23 protein-coding genes are annotated in these 22,072 nt (G+C 56.5%); 4 read left to right on the forward strand and 19 right to left on the reverse strand.

Annotation, left to right across the window (positions count from 1 at the left end; translation table 11 throughout):
• Positions 1 to 25 precede the first annotated feature (25 nt).
• Positions 26 to 925, forward strand: a complete 900-nt coding sequence (locus ACWPM9_RS18530; RefSeq protein WP_484756094.1) for a ribokinase — start codon at positions 26 to 28, stop codon at positions 923 to 925.
• A 64-nt stretch (positions 926 to 989) separates the two neighbouring features.
• Here ACWPM9_RS18530 and ACWPM9_RS18535 read toward each other — a convergent pair whose 3' ends face one another.
• The gene (locus ACWPM9_RS18535; RefSeq protein WP_428186115.1) at positions 990 to 1,934 is read right to left on the reverse strand and encodes a nucleoside hydrolase; all 945 of its coding nucleotides are present in this window, start codon (positions 1,932 to 1,934) and stop codon (positions 990 to 992) included.
• 156 nt (positions 1,935 to 2,090) lie between these two features.
• On the opposite strand from ACWPM9_RS18535, the gene ACWPM9_RS18540 reads away from it, so the two are divergent.
• Positions 2,091 to 2,519: an Hsp20 family protein gene (locus ACWPM9_RS18540; RefSeq protein WP_484756095.1), complete on the forward strand. Its 429-nt coding sequence runs from the start codon at positions 2,091 to 2,093 to the stop codon at positions 2,517 to 2,519.
• Positions 2,520 to 2,567: 48 nt separating this feature from the next.
• Positions 2,568 to 2,825: a BQ00720 family protein gene (locus ACWPM9_RS18545; RefSeq protein WP_428186117.1), complete on the forward strand. Its 258-nt coding sequence runs from the start codon at positions 2,568 to 2,570 to the stop codon at positions 2,823 to 2,825.
• A gap of 117 nt (positions 2,826 to 2,942) precedes the next feature.
• Here ACWPM9_RS18545 and trmB read toward each other — a convergent pair whose 3' ends face one another.
• The 16 genes from trmB to ACWPM9_RS18625 form a co-directional block, all read right to left on the reverse strand.
• Complete coding sequence (trmB, locus tag ACWPM9_RS18550) at positions 2,943 to 3,659, reverse strand: tRNA (guanine(46)-N(7))-methyltransferase TrmB (protein ID WP_484756096.1); 717 nt, start codon at positions 3,657 to 3,659, stop codon at positions 2,943 to 2,945.
• On the reverse strand, positions 3,656 to 4,894 hold the full coding sequence (metK, locus tag ACWPM9_RS18555; protein WP_484756097.1) for a methionine adenosyltransferase: 1,239 nt from the start codon (positions 4,892 to 4,894) through the stop codon (positions 3,656 to 3,658). The genes trmB and metK overlap by 4 nt, the downstream gene beginning before the upstream one ends.
• A gap of 166 nt (positions 4,895 to 5,060) precedes the next feature.
• Entirely contained in the window at positions 5,061 to 5,480 is a 420-nt protein-coding gene (locus tag ACWPM9_RS18560) for a helix-turn-helix domain-containing protein (RefSeq protein WP_428186120.1), read from the reverse strand.
• A gap of 147 nt (positions 5,481 to 5,627) precedes the next feature.
• Positions 5,628 to 7,223 (reverse strand): apolipoprotein N-acyltransferase, encoded by a 1,596-nt coding sequence (lnt, locus tag ACWPM9_RS18565; RefSeq protein ID WP_484756098.1) that lies wholly within the window; start codon positions 7,221 to 7,223, stop codon positions 5,628 to 5,630.
• A 118-nt stretch (positions 7,224 to 7,341) separates the two neighbouring features.
• Positions 7,342 to 8,529: a transporter associated domain-containing protein gene (locus ACWPM9_RS18570; RefSeq protein WP_484756099.1), complete on the reverse strand. Its 1,188-nt coding sequence runs from the start codon at positions 8,527 to 8,529 to the stop codon at positions 7,342 to 7,344.
• A 12-nt stretch (positions 8,530 to 8,541) separates the two neighbouring features.
• On the reverse strand, positions 8,542 to 9,048 hold the full coding sequence (gene ybeY, locus ACWPM9_RS18575; protein WP_428186123.1) for an rRNA maturation RNase YbeY: 507 nt from the start codon (positions 9,046 to 9,048) through the stop codon (positions 8,542 to 8,544).
• 15 nt (positions 9,049 to 9,063) lie between these two features.
• On the reverse strand, positions 9,064 to 10,119 hold the full coding sequence (locus ACWPM9_RS18580; RefSeq protein ID WP_428186124.1) for a PhoH family protein: 1,056 nt from the start codon (positions 10,117 to 10,119) through the stop codon (positions 9,064 to 9,066).
• A 39-nt stretch (positions 10,120 to 10,158) separates the two neighbouring features.
• Positions 10,159 to 11,562, reverse strand: a complete 1,404-nt coding sequence (gene miaB / locus ACWPM9_RS18585) for a tRNA (N6-isopentenyl adenosine(37)-C2)-methylthiotransferase MiaB (RefSeq protein ID WP_484756100.1) — start codon at positions 11,560 to 11,562, stop codon at positions 10,159 to 10,161.
• Positions 11,563 to 11,619: 57 nt separating this feature from the next.
• Positions 11,620 to 12,417: a lyso-ornithine lipid O-acyltransferase gene (gene olsA, locus ACWPM9_RS18590; RefSeq protein ID WP_484757678.1), complete on the reverse strand. Its 798-nt coding sequence runs from the start codon at positions 12,415 to 12,417 to the stop codon at positions 11,620 to 11,622.
• A gap of 29 nt (positions 12,418 to 12,446) precedes the next feature.
• The gene (locus tag ACWPM9_RS18595) at positions 12,447 to 12,875 is read right to left on the reverse strand and encodes a Fur family transcriptional regulator (RefSeq protein WP_428186127.1); all 429 of its coding nucleotides are present in this window, start codon (positions 12,873 to 12,875) and stop codon (positions 12,447 to 12,449) included.
• A gap of 96 nt (positions 12,876 to 12,971) precedes the next feature.
• Positions 12,972 to 13,469, reverse strand: coding sequence for a GNAT family N-acetyltransferase (locus ACWPM9_RS18600; protein WP_484756101.1), 498 nt, complete (start codon positions 13,467 to 13,469; stop codon positions 12,972 to 12,974).
• A 7-nt stretch (positions 13,470 to 13,476) separates the two neighbouring features.
• Positions 13,477 to 14,133, reverse strand: a complete 657-nt coding sequence (tsaB, locus tag ACWPM9_RS18605) for a tRNA (adenosine(37)-N6)-threonylcarbamoyltransferase complex dimerization subunit type 1 TsaB (protein ID WP_428186129.1) — start codon at positions 14,131 to 14,133, stop codon at positions 13,477 to 13,479.
• 13 nt (positions 14,134 to 14,146) lie between these two features.
• Complete coding sequence (locus ACWPM9_RS18610; protein WP_484756102.1) at positions 14,147 to 14,716, reverse strand: NifU family protein; 570 nt, start codon at positions 14,714 to 14,716, stop codon at positions 14,147 to 14,149.
• Positions 14,717 to 14,822: 106 nt separating this feature from the next.
• Positions 14,823 to 15,314: a universal stress protein gene (locus ACWPM9_RS18615; protein ID WP_428186131.1), complete on the reverse strand. Its 492-nt coding sequence runs from the start codon at positions 15,312 to 15,314 to the stop codon at positions 14,823 to 14,825.
• Positions 15,315 to 15,401: 87 nt separating this feature from the next.
• Complete coding sequence (gene trpS / locus ACWPM9_RS18620; protein WP_428186132.1) at positions 15,402 to 16,469, reverse strand: tryptophan--tRNA ligase; 1,068 nt, start codon at positions 16,467 to 16,469, stop codon at positions 15,402 to 15,404.
• 81 nt (positions 16,470 to 16,550) lie between these two features.
• A complete protein-coding gene (locus tag ACWPM9_RS18625; protein WP_484756103.1) occupies positions 16,551 to 16,946 on the reverse strand; it encodes a VOC family protein in 396 nt (131 codons plus the stop codon).
• 213 nt (positions 16,947 to 17,159) lie between these two features.
• Between ACWPM9_RS18625 and ACWPM9_RS18630 the strand changes: the two genes are divergently transcribed.
• The gene (locus tag ACWPM9_RS18630) at positions 17,160 to 17,573 is read left to right on the forward strand and encodes a YcbK family protein (RefSeq protein WP_428186492.1); all 414 of its coding nucleotides are present in this window, start codon (positions 17,160 to 17,162) and stop codon (positions 17,571 to 17,573) included.
• Here the strand turns inward: ACWPM9_RS18630 and murJ are convergent.
• Both murJ and ACWPM9_RS18640 read right to left on the reverse strand, forming a co-directional pair.
• A complete protein-coding gene (gene murJ, locus ACWPM9_RS18635) occupies positions 17,570 to 19,165 on the reverse strand; it encodes a murein biosynthesis integral membrane protein MurJ (RefSeq protein ID WP_484756104.1) in 1,596 nt (531 codons plus the stop codon). The two genes, ACWPM9_RS18630 and murJ, sit on opposite strands and share 4 nt — an antisense overlap.
• Entirely contained in the window at positions 19,162 to 22,020 is a 2,859-nt protein-coding gene (locus ACWPM9_RS18640; protein WP_484756105.1) for a [protein-PII] uridylyltransferase, read from the reverse strand. Before ACWPM9_RS18640 ends, murJ begins: the two co-directional genes overlap by 4 nt.
• Positions 22,021 to 22,072 lie beyond the last annotated feature (52 nt).

Here is a 22,072-nt window from a genome sequence, read left to right on the forward strand (position 1 = left end):
CTTATCGTCACGAGGACCAATCAACATGATCACCGTTTTTGGCTCCATCAATATGGACCTTGTCGCCACGACTGAACGTCTGCCGAAACCTGGTGAGACCGTGGCCGGCAACAGTTTTGCCACGGCAGCCGGGGGCAAAGGTGCAAATCAGGCACTGGCGGCGACGCGTGCGGGCGCTACGGTTAAGATGGTTGGCGCCGTCGGCAAGGATGAATTCGCAGAGCCGGCTCTGGCAGAACTGCTGGATGCTGGAACCGATCTTACCAGTATTGCACGAGCCGACACGGCCACCGGAACCGCATTGATCCTTGTTGGCGGCGATGGCGAGAACATGATTGCCGTCGTTGCCGGAGCAAATGGCACATTGACAGAAGACGATGCCGTAAAGCTGGTCTCATCCATGGCCCCAAGTGACACGCTGATGCTGCAACTGGAAATCCCTGTACCAGCCGTCAAAAAAGCCTTGTCGTTGGCACGAGGACGGGGTGTGACGACGGTGATCAATATTGCGCCCTTGATCGGCGAAGCCGCTGAGCTCGGTCGTATGGCCGATATCGTGATTGCCAACGAAACAGAGTTCGAAAGACTGGCCGGTCAGGAAGGCATGAATGCGGACGAACGCAAACAGGCACTGATGCGGATTCATAGCGAGACCGGGCAAACGGTGATTGTGACCCTGGGTGCAGAGGGCGTGATCGCCGCACGGGATGGATCCTTGCACGAGACCAAAGGGCTGAAGATCAATCCCATCGATACAGTTGGCGCTGGAGACACCTTCTGCGGGTACTTTGCCGCTGGTCTCGATCAGGGTCTCGACTTCGGCACAGCTCTGCGTCGCGCAGCCGTGGCAGGTTCCCTCGCCTGCCTCAGCCAAGGCGCCCAGCCATCAATTCCATTGGCCGCGGAGGTTAACCGGAATCTTTGACGTTTGAAGACCGCGGCGGATCGCCTGCGGCCTTCTCCAACTTCTCCGTCAATCCATGGGTGCCTTAGAACCGTGCGACGCGTTCGATCAAAAGGTCAAAGAAGCCATCGGCGTCCACATGGCGCATGACTGTGGCGTTGGGCTTGCGCCCCGATACGCGCCACCAGTCGACCACCGTCATGCCGACCGTCAGCTCTGACTGCGTTTCGATTTCGACATTGCACTCTCGCCCCTGGAAGAGCTCCGGCTTCAGAAGATAGGCGATAACGGACGGATCATGCAGCGGGCCACCGTCGGAACCATATTTTTCCTCGTCGAAGCGTTCGAAGAACTGAAGCCATCCCACCATCACATCGGACTGACGGGTTCCTAGCTCTGCGATGCGGGCGACACGCGCCTTGGTGGTCAATAGCTGATGCGTAACGTCGAGCGGCATCATAACAATCGGAACGCCGGAGCGGAATACAATCTCTGCCGCATGCGGGTCGACATAGATATTAAATTCTGCGGCCGGGGTGATATTGCCGCCCTCGAAAAAGCCACCCCCCATCATGACCAGTTCGCGAATTTTCGGCGCGATGTCGGGCGCTTTTACAAGCGCCGTCGCGATATTTGTCAGGGCGCCCAAAGTGCAGACCGTGACCTCGCCATCAGCTTCCCGACGGATGGTCTCTATGATGAAGTCGACAGCATGCTGGGACTGGACTGGCATCGTCGGCTCAGGCAGATCGGCGCCATCCAGTCCGGTCTTGCCGTGGACATGCTCCGCTGTCACCAGCTTGCGCTGCATCGGCTGACTTGCGCCTTCGTAAACTGGAATGTCGGAACGACCGAAGAGCTCACACACGACCCGCGCATTGCGGCTTGTCTGCGCAAGCGGCACATTGCCGGCAACGGTGCATACGCCCAGGACCTCCAACTCCTGCGGACTAGCGAAGGCCAGCATCAGTGCTGCTGCATCATCCTGACCTGGGTCGGTGTCGATTATGATTTTCCTGGGCATCATCATCCAACTATCTGCAAACAAAAAAAGCTGTGACTGATGATCATTGCGCCTGGCGAAAGTCAAGCCGCACCGACTTGCATGGAAAGCAGGCAGGTACCATATGCATTGCGGAATAAGCGAAAGCTGCCGGTAGAGGAACCCGGGCCAAAGGGAGAGTCAATGAGCCGCATAAAACCGCTAACCAGCTCTCTGCTTCTGGGTTTCGAAGTGAGCGAAACGGTTCTGGCCAAGATTGCCCGGCACAATGACGGCTATCCGCCCTATAACATCGAGCGCGTTCGCAGAACTGGCGCTGACGGGCAGGAGAGACTGAGAATCACCCTGGCCGTTGCGGGATTCGAGGAAAGTGAACTCGAAGTCATGCTGGAGGCCAGCACATTGCTCGTTCGGGGTCGTCAATCCGAGCGCCCGGACGCAGATTATCTTTTCCGCGGAATAGCCGCCCGCCAGTTCCAGCGAAGTTTTATGCTAGCCGATGGCATGGATGTACTCAAAGCCAGTCTTCACAATGGCTTGCTGAAAATTGATCTGATCCGCCCGAACCCGCAGCAAGAGGTGAGAAAAATTAACATTTCGATCCCACAATAGGGTGAACGGCCATGTGCGCCGTTGCTCCCGAAACCGTGGAGGATCGGAATGTTACTGAGAGAAACTACCACTGGGCTGACGCAATCCGAACTGGCGCATCTAGGCTCAGGTGAAATCGGCTATATCCGCAAAATGCGATCTGAAGAAGTTTCGCGCTGCTTCCCCGAAGCGCCGGACATTGATCCAAGCCTTGATCTATGGGCCCTCTTCGGCGCCGATGGTACGCCGATCCTGCTGACGGACAACCGATCCAGCACTTTCTACAAGGCTGCCGAAGACGAGCTTCGTACGGTTAGCCTGCACTAGCCAATTAGCGGACACAGACCATGCGCCGGTAGAATTTCCGGCGTATGTAAGTCTGCGCTTGAGCGCACGAGTCGATGCACGCAAAAGCGGCCTCGGCTGGCACTCGTTGTGCCCAACTTATACCAGTTTCTTGAATGTCAGATAGGCGGAGCTACGACCTTCGCGCTTAGCCTTGGCTTCGTAACGTGTGCTCGGCCAGCCCTCATAGGGCGTCAACCAATCTGCAGACGTGTCCGCCAGCCATTCGAACCCACCGTGATCGCGGCACATCAGCAGCGTCCAGTTGACGTATGTATCGATGTCGGACGCGAAGCAGAACAAACCGTCACGCTTCAGAACACGGTGGAACCGCGTGAGATTGACCTGGCTCACGAACCTGCGTTTCCAGTGTTTGCGCTTAGGCCAGGGATCCGGATAGAGCAGGTCTATATGATCGATGGAATTCGCCGGTAGCCAATCGAGAAGCTGGGTCGCATCGTCGTCATAGACGCGGATATTGCGCAGACCTTTTTCCTCGACACTCGCAAGCAGCTTGGCCATCGAATTGACGAAGGGCTCAACGCCGACGAATCCCGTAGACGTAAGCTCTGAGGCGCGATGAACGAGATGCTCACCGCCGCCAAAACCGATTTCCAGGCGAGTATTTTTGACCGGGATGGGGAAAAGTTCCCGAAGCTCTTCCGGTGCAGCCGTGCCGAGATCAATCTTGAGCGCAGGGAGGACATGCTCCATGCGATCAACCTGGAGATCCCGCAGGGGCTTGCCCTTGCGCCGACCGTAGAATGCCTCGGTGGCCCGCGAGCGGCGTCCCGACTGGTCGCCCGTCTCGCTCACGCCTTGATCGCTTCTTTCAGCGGCTTGACAAGATCGAGACGTTCCCAGGAGAACGAACCGTCGCGGCCAGCCTTGCGCCCAAAGTGCCCGTAAGCAGCAGTCTTGGCATAAATAGGCTTGTTGAGATTGAGGTGCCGGCGGATACCGGTCGGCGACAGGTCCATGGTGTCACGAACAGCGGCTTCGACCTGTTCTTCCGTCACCTTACCTGTGCCATGCAGGTCAACATAGACCGACAGCGGCTGTGCTACGCCAATGGCGTAGGAAAGCTGGATGGTGCAACGCTCTGCAAGTCCTGCTGCCACAACATTTTTGGCAAGATATCGTGCTGCATAGGCCGCAGAACGGTCGACCTTGGTGGTGTCCTTGCCTGAGAATGCACCGCCGCCGTGCGGTGCCGCGCCCCCATATGTGTCGACGATAATCTTGCGGCCGGTCAAACCAGCATCGCCGTCAGGTCCGCCTATGACAAATTTGCCAGTCGGATTAATGTACCAGTTGCATTCCGCGTCGATCGGCAACTCGCCGATCGCTTCGCGGATATAGGGTTCGACAACCGCGCGGACTTTCCTCGAATCCCAGGTCTCGTCGAAATGCTGGGTCGACAGAACGATAGAGGTGACCGCTGCGGGCTTTCCATCAACGTAGCGAACCGTCACCTGGCTCTTGGCATCTGGCCCCAGACGACCGACATCGCCCTCACCCTTACGGCGGGCGTCGGACAAGAGCTGGAGTATCTTGTGTGCGTAATAGATCGGTGCCGGCATGAGGTCCGGCGTTTCGTTGCAGGCGTAACCGAACATGATGCCCTGGTCGCCTGCGCCCTCTTCGCCCTGCTGATCGCTGGCGTTGTCCACGCCCTGCGCAATATCTGCAGACTGCGAATGCAGGAGAACATCGATCTTTGCAGACTTCCAATGGAAGCCGTCCTGCTCATAGCCAATATCGCGAATTGCTCTGCGCGCTACCGACTTGAAGCGCGAAGGATTAATTACCTCTTTGCCATTTTTGTCGGTCTTCATCAGACTTGGAGGAAGTCGCACTTCACCGGCGATCACAACACGATTGGTGGTTGCAAGCGTTTCGCAGGCAATACGCACCTTCCAGGGGTCGATGCCCGTTTTCGCTGCTTCGCGGTAGACCAGATCGACGATCTCGTCTGATATACGGTCACAGACCTTATCCGGGTGTCCTTCGGATACGGACTCGCTTGTGAAGAGATAATTGGCGCGCATGCGGGATTCCCTCATAGACGTGATCTGGCCTTTGTTAGTCAGTTCGTCACTGAAAAACAAGCGCACAACGACATAAATATATCTTTATGTCTACAAATTCCATCTTGCAATGCGGCATAAAAAAAGCGGCTGTGACGCCGCTTCTTTTTTAGATGATCTCAAAAGATCACTCGCTATCCGCTTCAGCGGCAAGTGCTTTGACAAGATCGACAAGACGACGTCGAACCTTGGGATCCGCGATTTTTACAAATGCACGGTTCAATTGAAGACCTTCCGAGGAGGACAGAAAGTCTACGACATAGTTGGAGCTTGACGCTTCAGCCATTCCGGCTGCGCCGGACGTATGATCGCCAGGAGCATCTTCAAAGAAGAATGACACTGGGACGTTGAGAATATTGGAAATATTCTGCAGACGGCTTGCGCCGACCCGGTTAGTCCCCTTTTCATATTTCTGGATTTGCTGGAAAGTAATTCCGAGGCTTTCACCCAGCTTTTCCTGACTCATACCGAGCATTGTACGACGTAGGCGAATCCGACTTCCGACATGAATATCAATCGGGTTCGGTTTCTTCTTATTTTCGATCATGATTAGACCCTGACAGGTAATTGAAGATTTGCGCCTTCAACCGGGTTCGCTCAAGAGCCAATTGCGAGGCGTTGAAACGCCTACGAAGGACCGAAAGCATACTTACAGTATTTGGCGCCGCCACTATGCAATTTTAGGGGTTTTTGGTCAATTGATCCGTTTTATAAAACTTTTACGCGAAATTGCTGCCAGCAATATAAATGACAAGACGATCAACCAGAAGTTTCTTTTTCTCCCAAAATTGCTTAACTCGTATACATTTAGCAAACTCATCGTTGCATCTACAATTACTTTTTTTGATATTGGCGCACCAACTTTGATGCGTCCATACGCGTCAATGAAGGCAGAAATTCCGCTATTGGCATCCCTTATGACAGGGATCCCGTTTTCGACTGCCCTTAGGCGCGCTTGTTGAAGGTGCTGGTAAGGACCGGGCGTTATGCCAAACCAGGCATCATTGGTGATGTTGAGGACGGCATTTGCATGCTGCCAACCCGCCTTCATCTCCTGCGGGAAGATCACTTCGTAGCAGATCAACGGATAGAACTTTAAGCCACTGGGCAGTTCCAGCATCGTGCGGTTTGCAGCAGCGGAGAACCCGCCCGGCAGGCTGATGAGGCTCTCGATACCAATGCGCCTGAGCATACTTTCGAATGGAACATATTCACCGAAAGGTGTGAGGTGCACCTTGTCGGAGGCCCCCAGAATCTGGCCGCCATCGTCGATGACATAGACCGAGTTGTAGTAACGCGGTGCTTGTCCGGCGGCTGCGTCCTCCGACCTTACAGCACCAGCGATGAGGATTTGTCCCTTTTGCAAAACGCCAGCTATGCGACCGAAAGCGTCCGGGTTTTCTGTCAAGATAAAGGGAATGGAAGTCTCAGGCCAGACGACAATGTCGGGTGTGGGCATGCCCTCTTCGGGTGGCAATGCGGTCAAGCGAAGAAGGTCTTCAAAAATCGCATCGCGCGCGGCGTTGTCCATCTTTTCTGATTGATCGAGATTCGGCTGAACGAGGCGCATTGTTACCTTCTGCACACCCTCCTGCGACGGCTGAGGGCCATAGAGGCGATAGGCGCCATAGCCCAGATGCGCACAGGCCAGCAGCGCAGCCAACGTCAAACCTGTGCGCATGCCGCGGCGCGTTGCTATAAGGGCCGGCGCCGAGAAGACAAACACTGCGATTGCCGAAACGCCATAGATGCCGACGAGATGGGCCGATTGCATCATCAGGGGAACGGGCATCGCCCCATAACCGATCGCATTCCATGGAAAGCCGGTTGCGACGAAACCGCGCAGCCATTCGACAACACCAAATCCAGCAGCAAGGGCTGCAAGACGACCCCACCCATCTGACCACAGTATCTTCGCCAAAAATGCAGCCAGCCCGTAAAAGAGCGCAAGAACCGCCGGAAGCCCCAGCACGGCCAGGGGCAAAGCCCAGGCGAATTCGTCAGCCTCGACCAGCAATGCGCCACCAAGCCACCAGAGACCGGCAACGAAATAACCAAACCCGAAGCACCAGCCGATAAAGAAAGAGGTGCCGAAACCACTGAAGCTGCCACCATCCGGACCTCCGGTTGCGCCATCCAGAAGCCAGATCAGAAGCGTGAAGGATACGAAAAGAGCCGCGACAAAGCCGACAGGGGGAAGCGCAAGCGCCGCTACCGCGCCTGCCACAATAGCCAAGACAGCGCGCTTCCAGCCCCATAGTAGCATGACGCTGCCCGCCAGCCGAACCATGCCCTCTCCCTTCACGTCAAGGTGCGAATCAATTCAGCCGCAGTCTTTCAAAAAAAGACCACCTTGTCCCGCGAGGCAGAGCCAATTGGGTACGCTTGGCAAAATAAGCCTGAGGTGATTAGCCGCCTGATGCCGGCGCTTTGGTGGCACCAGGCGGAGACTCAACCATGACAGGCACAAGTTCAGTCTTCCCGGTCACTTGCTTTGCAGCAACTTTCGTTTCCGGCTCGTCCTTGGCCACCCGACGACGCGCCAGCGACGGGCGCTTGCGGATAATGCGAATGCGCTTGATCCGTCGCGGATCGGCATCGAGAATATGGAATTCGAACCCTGGCAGAGCCTGCACCACTTCGCCGCGCACAGGAATTCGCCCCAGTGCGGAGAAGATCAAACCGCCGAGTGTATCGACGTCCTCAACTTGCTCGCGGATATCGAAATCAGACCCTATCGCCTTGGCAATATCTTCAAGTTCCGCACGTGCATCGGCCACCACGACATCTTCTGCAACGCGGGTGAACATGACTTCGTCATCGTCGTGCTCGTCATCGATGTCTCCGACGACCATTTCAACAATATCTTCGTGGGAGACGAGGCCATCGGTGCCGCCATATTCATCGATCACCAAGGCCATTTGCGTTCGCGCGGCCTGCATACGCTTCAACAGATCCGATGCATGCATTGACGGGGGAACGAAGAGGATGGAGCGAACAATGCCTGCTTCGGCAACGGTCTTGTCCAGATCGACACGGCCGAGATCAAAGCTCGTCTTGGCCGAGCGAACCGTCTTTTCCACCTTTTCTGCAGGTGGCTGGGCAGCAGCCTTGCCATTGCGGCGCTTGTTGCGCGCTTGCTTGGTCACATAGGAAAGCAGATCGCGGATGTGGACCATGCCGCGTGGGTCGTCGAGCATGTCGCAGAAAACCGGCATGCGCGAGCGTCCAGACTCCTCGAATATCTTCATCAACTCGCCGATGGTGATATTCTGGTCCACTGCTTCAATATCCGCGCGCGGCACCATGACATCTTCGACACGCACTTCGCGAAAGCGAAGGATGTTGTGGAGCATTGCCCGTTCTTCGGGCGAAAAGGACTGGTTGTGGTCGCCGTCGACTCGCAAGGCGTCCGTCAGGTTTTCGCGGAGGTTCGCGCCCTGGTATGGCCTTAGCCGTCGCGCCATGCGTGCCCAAAGGGAGTTGTGTGCCCGGCCCGCAGTTTCGGGCCTTACAGGACTCGGTCCCTCTTCTGAAGAGGAACCCTCTTGCTGTTCGTTGGCCTGCGCGGCCGCTCTAGTCGAATAGTCGTTCATAATTCCAAGCTGTCAAACCGGGTCCTGGCCCGCATAGGGATCAGATAGGCCAAGTGAAGCCAAAATGCGAGTCTCAAGGCCCTCCATTATTTCAGCTTCTCTCACATTCATATGATCATAGCCGAAAAGGTGAAGAAATCCGTGTACCAAAAGATGCGTCAGATGCTCTTCGACGCTCTTGCCAAGCTCCAGAGCCTCACGCTCAAGTGTTTCCCTGGCAAGCACTATATCACCCAACATTGGCCCAGGCTTCCCGCCCGGTTTGAGGGGGAACGCTGGAAAGGACAGGACATTGGTCGGCTTGTCCTGTCCGCGCCACTCCGCGTTGATCTCCCGGATTGACGCGTCATCGGTAAAGACGAGCGACAGTTCCGGCTCGATATCGGGGAAAGGCTGGCCTTCTTTTTCGACGAGATAATGGCTTGCCGCCCCCAGAACGCGGGCACTCAATACACTCAACTCTTCTTCCGAAGGCCAATTATCCGTTTCCACGGAAAGTTGCAGGTCCAGATCTTGCATACCAGGTGCGACCGACTACCGGCCGGTCTGCTCACTTTCATCCGGAACCGCATATTGGGCATCGTAGGCGCGTACGATACGCCCCACCAGCGGGTGGCGTACGACATCGACATCCTTAAAGCGGATCACCGACACGCCTTCGACTTCTTTCAGGATCTGCAGCGCTTCCACGAGGCCAGACTTCACACCCCGCGGCAGATCCACCTGACTTGGATCGCCAGTGACGATCATGCGCCCGTTTTCTCCAAGCCGCGTCAGAAACATCTTCATCTGCATGGATGTAGTGTTCTGCGCCTCGTCAAGGATGACCACCGCATTGGCCAGCGTACGTCCACGCATGAAGGCAAGTGGGGCAATTTCGATCACACCGGCTGTCATGGCACGCTCGACCTTGTCGCCGGGCATCATGTCATAGAGGGCGTCGTAAAGCGGACGTAGATAAGGGTCGACCTTTTCCTTCATGTCGCCGGGAAGGAAGCCGAGCCGCTCGCCAGCTTCCACTGCCGGTCGCGACAGGATGATCCGGTCGATCAGACCGCGCTCCAGAAGTTGGCAGGCATGAGCCACAGCCAGGTAGGTCTTGCCCGTACCGGCAGGGCCAACACCAAAGACCAGCTCAGCTCGCTCAAGCGCGCGCATGTAGGAATCCTGCGTCGGTGTGCGGGCAGCGATCGTCTTCTTGCGTGTTGAAATCTGAGCCATCGAAAGCTTGGCCTTGCGCTCCATCGTGGGAAGGCTCAACTGATCGTCAGCCGCGACGGCCATGCGGATGGCACCTTCAACATCTGAAGTTTCAACGGAGCTGCCGCTTTGCAGCCTTGCGTAGAGAAAATCCAGCGCTCGCCTTGCCTGATTGGTGGCCACCAAATCGCCGGAGATGGAAACCGAGTTTCCCCGCGCTCGCGCATCGACATGCAGGCGCTCTTCCAGCAATTTCAGGTTCTGATCGAATTGCCCGAATAGCTCGCTGGCAAACCGATTATTCTCGAACGTTAGTATAAAGTGATTGGCGTCGGACGCAGCTGTTTTAGGATTGCGCGCAGTGGAAGAAACCAATTCTTGTGCGTTCAAGCGGGTCAGGCTCCTGTTGGGTTCAAGTCTGGCCCCACCTTAGCTCTCTGCCATCTCGGCAAACAAGCTGTTTGAGCCGGTTGATGTGATTCGTACCCTGATAATGTCACCGATTTGCGATGTTTTTGCATCAACATTCACTGATTGAAGCCAAGGTGAGCGGCCAATGAGCTGTCCGGCATTGCGCCCGGGCTTCTCCAGCAGCAAATCGATCTCCTTGCCGACACAGGCTTCCGCAAACTGCTTCTGCTGTTGCAGCAGCAATTCCTGCAGACGCGCAAGCCGTTCGGTCTTGACCTCTTCTGCCACATGGTCAGGCAGATCTGCGCCCGGCGTTCCGGGCCGGGTGGAGTATTTGAACGAATACGCCTGAGCATAACCGATGGTACGCACCAGTTCCATGGTCGCTTCAAAATCCGCATCGGTTTCGCCGGGGAAGCCGACGATAAAGTCACCAGACAAAGCGATATCGGGACGCATCTCGCGAATACGCTCGATCAAAGCCACATATTCGCTCGCCTTGTGACGACGGTTCATGGCCTTGAGGATGCGATCCGACCCCGACTGCACTGGCAGATGGAGATAGGGCATCAACATCCGCAGGTCACGATGGGCTTCGATCAACCTGTCGTCCATATCGCGGGGATGGCTGGTCGTATAACGAAGGCGAGCAAGACCGGGGATTTCCGCCAGACGATAGAGAAGTTCGCCCAGCCCCCATGTTTTACCGCCTGGCCCCTTTGCGCGCCAGGCATTGACGTTCTGCCCGAGCAGCGTCAGTTCCCGAACACCATTGGAAACGAGGTTTTCGGCCTCTGCCACGATCTGCTCGACCGGGCGAGAGACTTCCGAACCGCGCGTATAGGGGACCACACAGAAGGTGCAGAATTTGTCGCATCCCTCCTGAACCGTTAGAAAGGCGGTCACCTGACGTATAACCAGCTTGGGTTTCGGCGCCTGCGGCAAGTGTTCGAACTTGTCTTCGACGGCATAGTCCGTATCGACGACCCGCTCGCCATTACGAACGCGCTTCAACGCCTGGGGGAGACGGTGATAGGTCTGCGGACCGACGACCACGTCGACGGCCGGCTCGCGACGGGTGATCTCCTCGCCTTCGGCCTGAGCGACACATCCAGCGACCCCGATTGTGAATTCCCGCCCCTGTGCCTGGCGTTCTTTCTTCATCTCCCGCAGACGGCCCAGCGCCGAATAGACCTTTTCGGCAGCCTTCTCGCGGATGTGACAGGTATTCAAGAGAACAAGATCCGCATCCTCGACATTGTCGGTCTGCGTATAGCCTTCCTGGCCAAGCGCATCGCTCATGCGGCCCGAATCGTAAACATTCATCTGGCAACCATAGGTCTTGATGAAGACCTTCTTGGCGGCAGGCGAGGTGTTTGCGACGGTATCGGAAACGGGTTCGATCAAAATGTCCTGTGTCATGGCCGCTATTTAGTGGTTTTTAGCGCCAGAGAAAACAGGAAAGCGCGGATTTATTGGTCAAACGACATTGCGCCCGCGCAAATGGCCAAGCAGCATGCGACGAATGCTCTTTTCTACGGCCATACTGAGGTGCTTGCGCCGGTCGCCTTCGCGAAATGCAATCGGTTCTCCAAAGGAGACATCAACATCGATTGCGCCGGCTTCCACAATGCCCGAAAGATGAGGCAGGAGCTCCACATCGCCGGGCCAAGCTGCGATCGGACGCCAATAATGCCCCATCGGCAGACCGCGAACCCGTGTATAGGCAATCGCCACCGGCTGAACATACACCACGCCGTCGGGCGCCCCCGGGAGGGCTGCTGCAGCAGCTCCGAACAAGGAGGACTTCACTTCCAACAGCCGGTTGCCATCGGATGTGGTCCCTTCCGGAAACAACACGACGATCTCGCCATCTGCCATGCGCCGGCCAATCTCGCTGGCCTGATCTGCAGCACGGCGTTTTTCCTCCCGGACGATGAACACGCTTTTCTGAAGCTTTGCCAGCAGACCGAAGAATGGCCAGTCCTTGACCTCTGTCTTGGCGATGAAGGCCACATCCGCCAAGGCGCCGAGAACCAAAATGTCGGTCCAGGATGCGTGATTTGCGGCGATCATCAGTGGTCGCCTGGCCGTCAACGCACCATGTGAATGGATATGAATGCCAAGCAACCAGCAGGCCGCCTTGTGCCAGTATCGTGGCAACCAGCGCCGGATCTTCCAGTCGAATGCAAGCCCCAGCAATTGGAAGGGCGCGAGTAGCAAGGCAAGGAGGGCTACAGCAGCGAGCACAATGGCGAGCTTCAACCGCAACAAAATCCGTGTCACTTCGCACCAACCGACATGTGCTAGACGTCATCCTTCTTCAGGGGCACGCCATAAAGTTCGAGGCGATGGTCAACGAGCTTGAAGCCGTATTCCCGGGCGATACGTTCCTGAAGGGCTTCGATCTCGGGCGAATGGAACTCGATTACCACGCCGGTCTTGAGATCGATGAGATGATCATGGTGTTCTTCCGGCACTGTTTCGTAACGCGAACGACCATCACGGAAATCGTGACGCTCGATGATGCCGGTATCCTCAAACAACTTGACCGTTCGGTAGACGGTCGAGATCGAAATCTTGGCGTCGACTTTGACCGAGCGGCGATACAATTCCTCAACGTCTGGATGATCATCCGATTCTTCGAGAATGCGCGCAATGACCCGCCGCTGCTCCGTCATGCGCATGCCGCGCTCAGCGCAGATTTCTTCCAGCGTTTTGTTCATCTCATTCATGGCAAACCCGGCATCGCCCACTTCTGCTTGGAGGGGATCGCATTCAAGCAGTTTTCCGCTTTGGGATAAAGGCTCGGCGAATATCAGGTAAGGCAGTTACCCAAGATCATACTTCATGACAAGCGCCGAGGATTTTTTCCCGTCCGGCCCGGTGTAGTAAGACGGGCGGGCGCCGGCCGTTTCAAATCCCATTTTGCGGTAGAGGCCGATGGCTGCCATATTACCATCATCGACTTCCAGGAAAATGGTGGTGCCGCCCCGCGAATAGGCCTCGCGCATTGCGGCCTGCATCAGGCGCCACCCCAATCCGGCACGGGCAAATCTCTCATTGACGGCAATGGTCAGGATTTCCGCCTCGCCGGCGGCCTCGCGCGCCAGCACGAAACCTGCGAGCGGTGGCTTGAACAATCTGGCATTTGTCTGGCGCGCCACAAAGCCGTAAGCGCTGGATTGTGTCAGCAGGCTGTGAAATTCACCGTCATTCCAACCTCTGGCGAAGCGCTGACCATGCACTTGGGATACCTCGGTGCAATCTCCTGCCTCCATCGGAACGACTTCGAATTCCGGTTTTCGGGCAAAGAGAGTATCACGCATTGCGGCATCACATTCTGGCTACGGCGAATCCCATCTGTGGCTTCGCATCGGGACCACGAAGATATAAGGGCCGAGGCTTGCCTGAAACCTCTTTGGCTGCAAGGCGAGCCACAATGCCAATTGGAAAACGATCTGGTTCGCTCGCGCCATCTTCGCCCAAAATCAGCTTGCGCCCCGAGCCGACAATCAGCAATCGAGGGTCTGTAGCGAGATTCTGAGCCTCTTCGAGCAACATCGCTGAGGGTTCATCAAGCGCTTCACCGGCTTGCGAAAATGTCTGCCGGTAGATCTCACCACGCTTTGCGTCCATGGCAGCGAGAACGTTAGCGTCGTGGTTTCCAGCCTCAATTGCTTGGGCAGCCAGTACTTCAAGCGTCGTTATGCCGACGGCCGGCACGCCCAAAGCGAGCGCCAGGCCACGGGCCGCAGCGACGCCCACACGGATGCCGGTGAAGGACCCGGGACCGACCGTGACCGCGATCCGCTCGATCGCATCCATCTTGATCTTGGCAGCATCCAGAGCCTGATCGATAATGCCCATCAGCTTTTCAGCATGGCCACGGCCAATCATCTCCGTGACGTCTGACAGAAGTTCATTTCTGGAGGTGTCGTAAACAGCGGCGGCGCAGTCTGCGCCTGCCGTATCAATTGCCAGAACGATCATGCCAGTGCCGGCATCAAACGGCCTCGACTTCCTGAACCTCCGGCACGAAGTGGCGCAGAAGGTTCTGAACACCATGCTTGAGGGTTGCCGTGGAAGACGGGCAACCGGCGCAAGCGCCCTTCATATTCAGATATACCTTGCCTTCGCGGAAGCCGCGGAAGGTGATGTCGCCACCGTCCTGGGCCACTGCTGGACGAACACGTGTCTCCAGAAGTTCCTTGATCGTGCGCACAATGGTTTCATCACCGGCGTCGTAGAATTCACCGTCCGGATCGTCTTCGCCAGCAGCAGATGCCGCACCCATGACCGAAGCACCGCTCATGAAGTGCTCCATGATGGTGCCCAGAATTGCCGGCTTCAGGTGCTGCCATTCGGCAGAGTCCTTGGTGACGGTGATAAAATCATAGCCAAAAAACACACCGGTCACACCGGGAATGGAGAACAATCCGGTCGCCAGCGGTGAAGCGGAGGCGGAGGCGGAGGCGGCGTCACGGAAATCCGCTGTGCCGTTTTCCATGACAACCTTGCCCGGCAAAAACTTCAAAGTCGCCGGATTGGGCGTCGCTTCGGTCTGAATGAACATGGTGGTCTCCTGGCGCTCTCGCCTGATTTTTAGAATAGTTTTAAACTTATGCTCTTTCACCGCCCGCTTCAAGACCAGGCGTGTCATTTGTCAGGCGCAAAACAACTCAGCAAAGGGCGTCGATTTCCTCGCTAGTCAGGGTATCCGGAATAACCGTGACTGGAATCGGGAATGCCGCACCGCGCCCGGCGATCATGGAGACCAGAGGACCAGGGCCTTCCTTCGTCGAGGAAGCGGCCAGAACGAGAATGGCGATATCGCGATCTTCCTCGATCAGGTTGTTGATCTGCTGCGCCGAACTGCCCTCGCAAATCACCACCTCAGGCTCGATACCGATGGTTTCGCGCACGTTCTGCGCAGCCTTCGCCATCGCGGCTTCGGCCTCTTCCATGGCTTCAGCGCGCATGATTTCTTCCACGCCGAGCCACTGTTGGAAATCGCCCTCGGGAATGATGTAGAGCAGGATCAGCCCACCATTCGAATTCTTTGCGCGGCGACCGGCATAATGCACTGCCTGATAGCATTCAGGTGTACTGTCGATCACCGCCATGAACTTGCGCCTATGGCCGTCAAGTCGTGACAGGCGTTTAGAAACCATTCGCCAACCCCGTCGCCGGATCAATCATTTGTGCATCTCCCTTGGCGCCCGCGCTCCGGAATGCCGTTGGGCGCACACGCGTTTATCTTATTGCACGAAGCCGATGATGTCGCGGACTTCCTTCATGGTCTTTTCAGCGCGTGCCCTTGCCCGGCCGCCGCCATCGCGAAGAACATCGTCGATGTAACCCGGATCGTCCATCAGACGACGCATCTCACCATTGACCGGAGCAAGGTTCGAAACCGCCAGTTCGACAAGCGCCGGCTTGAAGGTCGAGAACTGCTGCCCGCCGAACTCCTGCAGAACCTGTGCCTTGGTCTTGTCCGCCAGAGCCGCGAAGATGCCGACGAGATTATCCGCTTCAGGCCTACCCTTCAGCCCTTCCACTTCGCTTGGCAAAGCATCAGGATCGGTCTTGGCCTTCCTGATTTTTTTCGAAATAGCATCAGCATCATCCATGAGATTGATGCGCGACAGATCCGATGGATCTGACTTGGACATTTTCTTGGTGCCGTCGCGCAACGACATGATGCGTGGTGCAGGCCCATCGATCAGCGGTTCGACCATCGGGAAATAGGCATGAACCGGCTCGTTGCCGACCTTGATGTCGACGCCAAGTCCATTCTTGCGGATGTGGTCACCGAAATCGATGTTGAATTTCTGAGCTATGTCGCGCGTCAGCTCCAAATGCTGCTTCTGATCGTCGCCGACAGGAACCTGTGTTGCGCGGTAGACAAGAATGTCTGCCGCCATCAAGCTTGGATAGGCCAGCAGCCCAAGTGACACCTGCTCGGCATTCTTGCTGCCAGACTTGTCCTTGAACTGCGTCATGCGCTCCATCCAGCCGATGCGAGCGACGCAATTGAAAATCCAGGCGAGTTCGGCGTGCTGCGGGACGGCTGACTGGTTGAAGACGATATGCTTTTTCGGGTCGATGCCTGCGGCCAGGAAGGCTGCGGTAATCGAGCGTATCTGCGTCGGCATGTCCTGGTGCACAAGTTGAGCTGTCAGAGCATGCAGGTCAACGACGCAATAAATGCAATCATTGTCTTCCTGCAGGGCGACAAACTTCTTGATCGCCCCCAGGTAGTTGCCGAGATGAAGGTTGCCGGTTGGTTGAACGCCGGAGAAAACCAGCGGCTTGAATTCGCTCATAGTCGTCCTCTTCAGGCGGTTGGAAGGCCTGATCTCGTGTTTGTTGCTCGCCGGGGCTTATGCACCCCGACAATTACACAATCAAGAGGTCCGCTGGATGAGATCCCACCGATTGCCATGGATATCCTCGAAGACAGCGACCGATCCATAGACCTCGTGACGCGGCTCCTCCAGGAAAACGACACCGCGCTCCCGCATGCGCTGATGGTCGCGGGCAAAATCATCTGTCTGCAGGAAGAACCCGACGCGACCGCCCGTCTGCGCACCAATTGCTTTCAACTGTGAAGCACTCGCTGCTTTTGCCAACAACAGGCCCGCACCTGCACCGCCTTGCGGCTGGACCATGAGCCATCGCTTGCCGTCCGGCTGAACGCTGTCTTCCAGGCAATCAAACCCCAGAATATCACAATAGAAAGCCTTCGCCCTGTCGTAGTCATCGATGACTATCGTCACCAGAAAAAGTGCCTGCTTCACCATAAATTCGTCCCAAAATCGAACAAAGTTAACAAAAGATTAACGAAACTAGCCTTTCGGCCTTGACAAAGTTAACCCGGATTAACCAAAAGGGCGCCTCAAATCTCGGAAATGAGCATTTCTCTCCTTTTTTGAGCCACTTTCTGGAAGGAAATACTCCTCCCAAGCAAATGATGCTGTCGTGATGATAGCTTTTTCCTCCTAGGAGTCCGCATGATGTTTCGCGTTGCGCTCACCTGCTTGATGACGCTCGCCGTGGTGAGCCAAGCTACTGCCGCCGACAAGACCAAGAAGTCGACTATCAAGCATAGTTATTCTGCCGCCTATGTCGTTCAACGACCTGCTGTTCGGGTAAGCTGTTTTCCTGCCAAATTGCAGCGTATCCTTGTGCATATCTCGAAATCGACAGGTCACAAGCTGGTGATTACCTCCGGCCACCGACCGCATTCCGGAAAGTCGCAGCACCATCATTGCCATGCTGCCGATTTCCGCATTCCGGGCGTTTCTGAAAAGAAGATCCTGGCAGCTGCCCGCAGTGCCCCCGGCATCGGCGGTGTCGGCCGCTACTGCAATGGCATGGTGCATGTGGATATCGGTCCCAAGCGCAGCTGGGCCCATTGCCGTCGCTAACCGGCGTCGGGCTTTGCGCTGTCCTTTGCTGCAGCCTTGCGCTTTAGATTGCGCCTGATCATGCCAAGGTCTGCCCCGCCGATGGCGAAGGCCAGTCCGAAATAGACGAGCATCGCTATGGCGACCAAGGCAGCGAGCGTTGCAACCTGGATCAGCAGCGGCGTTTGCGGCTGCAGCCAACCGCTCCAGCGTCCAGAGAGATAAATCAGGATCCCCGCCATGGCGGCAGATGCAAGCGCCAGCCGAATTGTGCGATTGACAAGCCCCCACTCCCATTTCAGGTCGCCCCGCAACAGCAGCGTCGAAAACAGGAGTGTGGTGTTGATCCAACCTGCCGCGACTTCGGCGGTTGCGATGCCACGTTCGTAGAGATAGGGGAAAAGCGTAATCGCAAGGCCGGAATTGACGATCACGGAAATTGCCGTGAACCGCATCGGCGTCTTGGTATCTTCACGCGCGTAGAAGCCGGGTTGCAGGGCCTTGATGAGAACGAACCCCGGAAGCCCTATGCCGTAAATGGCAAGGATAGAGGCAACCACCGCGGTGTTTTCCGCACTGAAGGCGCCGCGTTCATAGAGGACCCGGATAATCTCATCCGACAGGACCCAGATGCCAACGGCAGCGGGCATGGTTAGGAAGAGTACGAATTCTATCGATCGGTTCTGAATATGGCCGGCTTCCTTCATGGCGCCGCCTTTCAAAGCGCGCGACAGTTCCGGCAACAGCACCACGCCGACAGCAACGCCAACCACACCCAAGGGCAGCTGATAGATACGATCTGCATATTGAAGCGCTGCAATTGCCCCGTCCTTGCCCGAGGCAATGGCCTGTCCGATCATCTGGTTGATCTGGGTAATGCCGCCGGTGACGGCGGCGGGGACAGCGAGGATGAGCAGTCGTTTTACATTCGGCGTGATCTTTGGAAGCTTGACGGCAAAATTGATGCCTGCACGTCGCACACCGACATAGACAACCGCGAGCTGGAGGATACCGGCCACCAGCACAGACCAGGAAAGATACCATGCTGTGGTTTCGGGATCGGCGCCGTTGTGCAGAGTGTAGAGCAGCGCCGAAATCATCACGACATTGAGAAAGACCGGGGCGATTGCGGCTGCGAAAAATCGATGCAGGGAATTCAACATCCCGCTCATCATGGCCGTCAGCGACATGCACATCAGATAGGGAAACATGACGGCTGCCATGCGAACCGTCAGGGAAAACTTTTCCGCATCATCGGCAAATCCAGGCGCAATGATCCACCGCACCAGAAGCGGCATGGAGAGTTCCATGGCGATAGTGAGCAGCAAGAGAACTGAGAACAAGACACCGAAGACTTCTTCGGAAAAGCGCTTGGCGCCCTCCACACCGTGCGTCTCTATCTCCTTGGAAAACAGAGGCACAAAGGCGGCGTTGAACGCGCCTTCGGCAAAGAGGCGACGAAAGAGGTTGGGAAAACGGAAGGCTGCGTAGAAAACATCCGCCATAGGGCCGGTGCCGATCGCCGCAGCCATCAGGGTTTCGCGGACAAACCCAAAAAGACGGCTGCCGAGCGTTGCACCGCCAACCGTCGCAAATTTTTTCACTAGGCTCATGAAATTGCTTTGGCCTTCTTGCGGACAACAACACCGCGTTGTGACGGTGGGGCGATGATGCCCGATGGCATGCGGTCACGCAATTCGTCCGACTGATCGGCCATTGCGGGCTTCAGACGGGCGATGATGTTGGCCTGCCGATTTTCATTGGTGACCTTCTGGCCGATCAGATCTGTGACGTAGAAGGTGTCGATGATCTTTTCGCCAAAGGTCGTGATGCGCGCCGAATGGATATCGAGCGACAGATCGGCGATGACAGCCGTTACCTCTGCCAGCAGGCCGATCCGGTCCAGGCATTCGATTTCGACAACGGTAAACTGATTAGACAGCACGTTTGAAATGATGACATCGGGCTGAACCGTGAAAGCCTTGTTGCGTTTCTTGCCCTTGCTGCGCGTGGCGATGACTTCCGGCAGATGCTTGCGCCCGGCAAGCACATCCTCAATCATCTTGCCAATCGTCGCGGCGCGGCGCATCTCGTCATCATCAATCGTAAATTCGCGATTGATCAGGATCGTATCCAAAGCCCGCCCATCGGAGGTGGTGTAGACCTGCGCGTCGGCGATGTTAGCGCCAGCTGCCGCGCATGCGCCCGCAATGATCGACAGCAGACGGGGATGGTCCGGCGCCAGAACAGTAATTTCCGTGATCGCATGGAAAGAATGGGTGCGCACCATGGTCGCCAGAGCATGGCCTGCCCTGTCGGTGTCGCGGATAAAGCCGGCATGACGAACCTGATCTTCGAGCGGAACCGACAGCAGATAAGGCTCGTAGTGAAGCTGGGAGTAAGTGTCCCGGTCTTTCGGATTCCAGTCGCCAAGCGCCTCTTCCAGCGAGGCCGCAGCGTGCTTGGCGCGCTGCTTGCGCGATACTTCGGAAAATCCGCCCGAAATCAGGATTTCAGTCTCGTAATATAGCGTGCGAAGCAACTGGCCTTTCCACCCGTTCCAGACACCTGGGCCAACGGCCCTGATGTCGCAGACAGTCAGGATCAGCAGCAATTTGAGCCGGTCCAGCGACTGCACCTTTTCGGCGAAATCGGTGATTGTCTTGCGGTCGTTGAGATCACGCGTCTGGGCCACCATGGACATGATCAAGTGTTGCTCGATCAGCCAGGCGACAAGTTCTGTCTGCTTGGGACTGAGGCCAAGTCTGGGGCAGAGCTTTCGGGCAACCTTTGCACCCGCCGTCGAATGATCCTCAGGGCGTCCCTTGGCCACATCATGCAACAGAACGGCGACGAAAAGTGCCTGGCGCTCTTCAACACCCGGCATCAGCTTGGCGGCCAGCGGGTGGATTTCTTCCGCATTGCCTTGGTCGATCTCGGACAGGACACGCACGGTGCGGATCAGATGCTCGTCCACCGTATAGTGGTGATACATGTTGAACTGCATCATCGAGACGATCTTGCCGAATTCAGGGATAAACCGCCCGAGAACGCCCGCCTCATTCAGGCGCGTGAGCATCAGAGCCGGGTCCCGTCTTGAGGTGAGGATCGACAGGAAGAGGCGGTTGGCCTCTTCGTTCTCACGAAAGGCGCTGTCGATCAGGGACAAAGAACGCGTGACGCGCTTCAAGGCATCCGGGTGGAACTCAAGGCCATTCAGATCGGCGACGTGGAACAGCCGCATGATGGAAATCGGGTCTCGCTTGAAGACATCCGGGCTTGCCAGCGCGATCCGACCACGGTCCTCGATGAATTCCAGCGTACCCGGGATTTTTCGAGGGCGGTTTGCAAAACGGCCAATGACAGCTGTCAGTCCCGGCGCTGCCTTGGCCTGCAACTCCTCAAGGGCCGCACATATGATGCGGGTGAGATCGCCCACGTCCTTGGCGACCAGGAAATAGTGCTTCATGAAGCGTTCGACTTCGGACAGGCCTTGCCTGCTGTGATAGCCGAGTGACTGTGCGATTTCCGGCTGTATGTCGAAGGACAGCCGCTCTTCCGGCTTTCCCGTCAGATAATGCATGTGGCAGCGCACGGCCCAGAGAAAATCGTCGGCTTTCTGGAACAGTCGCCATTCGGAACGGGAGAGGACGCCGAGCTTGATCAACTCTTCCGTATCGCGGACGTTGTATTTGTATTTGGCAATCCAGAACAGCGTCTGCAGATCGCGCAGGCCACCCTTGCCTTCCTTGACATTGGGCTCGACCAGATAGCGCGTATTGCCGACTTTTCGGTGCCGGTCATCGCGTTCGTTAAGCTTGGCAGTGATGAATTCCGGTGCCGTGCCAGATGCCACTTCACTGTCGAAGCGCTCGACCAATTGCTCCACCAGGGCCTGTTGACCGCAAATGAAGCGGGCTTCCAGAACGGCCGTGCGGATTGTCATGTCTGCTTTGGCCTGCTTGATGCTTTCATCAAGCGTACGGGTGGCATGCCCCACTTTGAAGCCTATATCCCAGAGCAGATAGAGAAGAAATTCCACAGCCTTATGCATGCCAACAGAGACCTTGGCCGGCATCAGAAACAGAAGATCAATGTCCGAACCCGGGGCCAGTGTACCACGACCGTAACCGCCGACGGCAACGACGGTGATCTTGTCGGCTTGTCCCTTGTAGAGATAGTTGACCGCAATATCGAAAAGGATGGTGATGATCTGGTCCTGCAGCCAGGAAATACGCGACGCGCAGCCAATTCCGCTTCCGTCGTCAAAGAGCTTCTTGCGGATAACTTCACGGCCATCGCTATTGGCTTGCTTGAGTACCGGCAGAAGAGCTGCACGTGTGTCCAGCAATTGGCCCGCATGCTTTTTGGCGATGGCGTTGCATTCAGCCCGGAGGGCTTCGATGTCGAGGATGTCTGCAGTCATGAGGTCAAACGTGGCCATGTTGGGCTTAGTGCCTTCTTTCATTGCGCGGCCGGGTTCGGCGTTGGATATTGGCTTAAGCCGCTTTGCTGAAGAA

The organism is Agrobacterium sp. H141 (assembly GCF_057158725.1).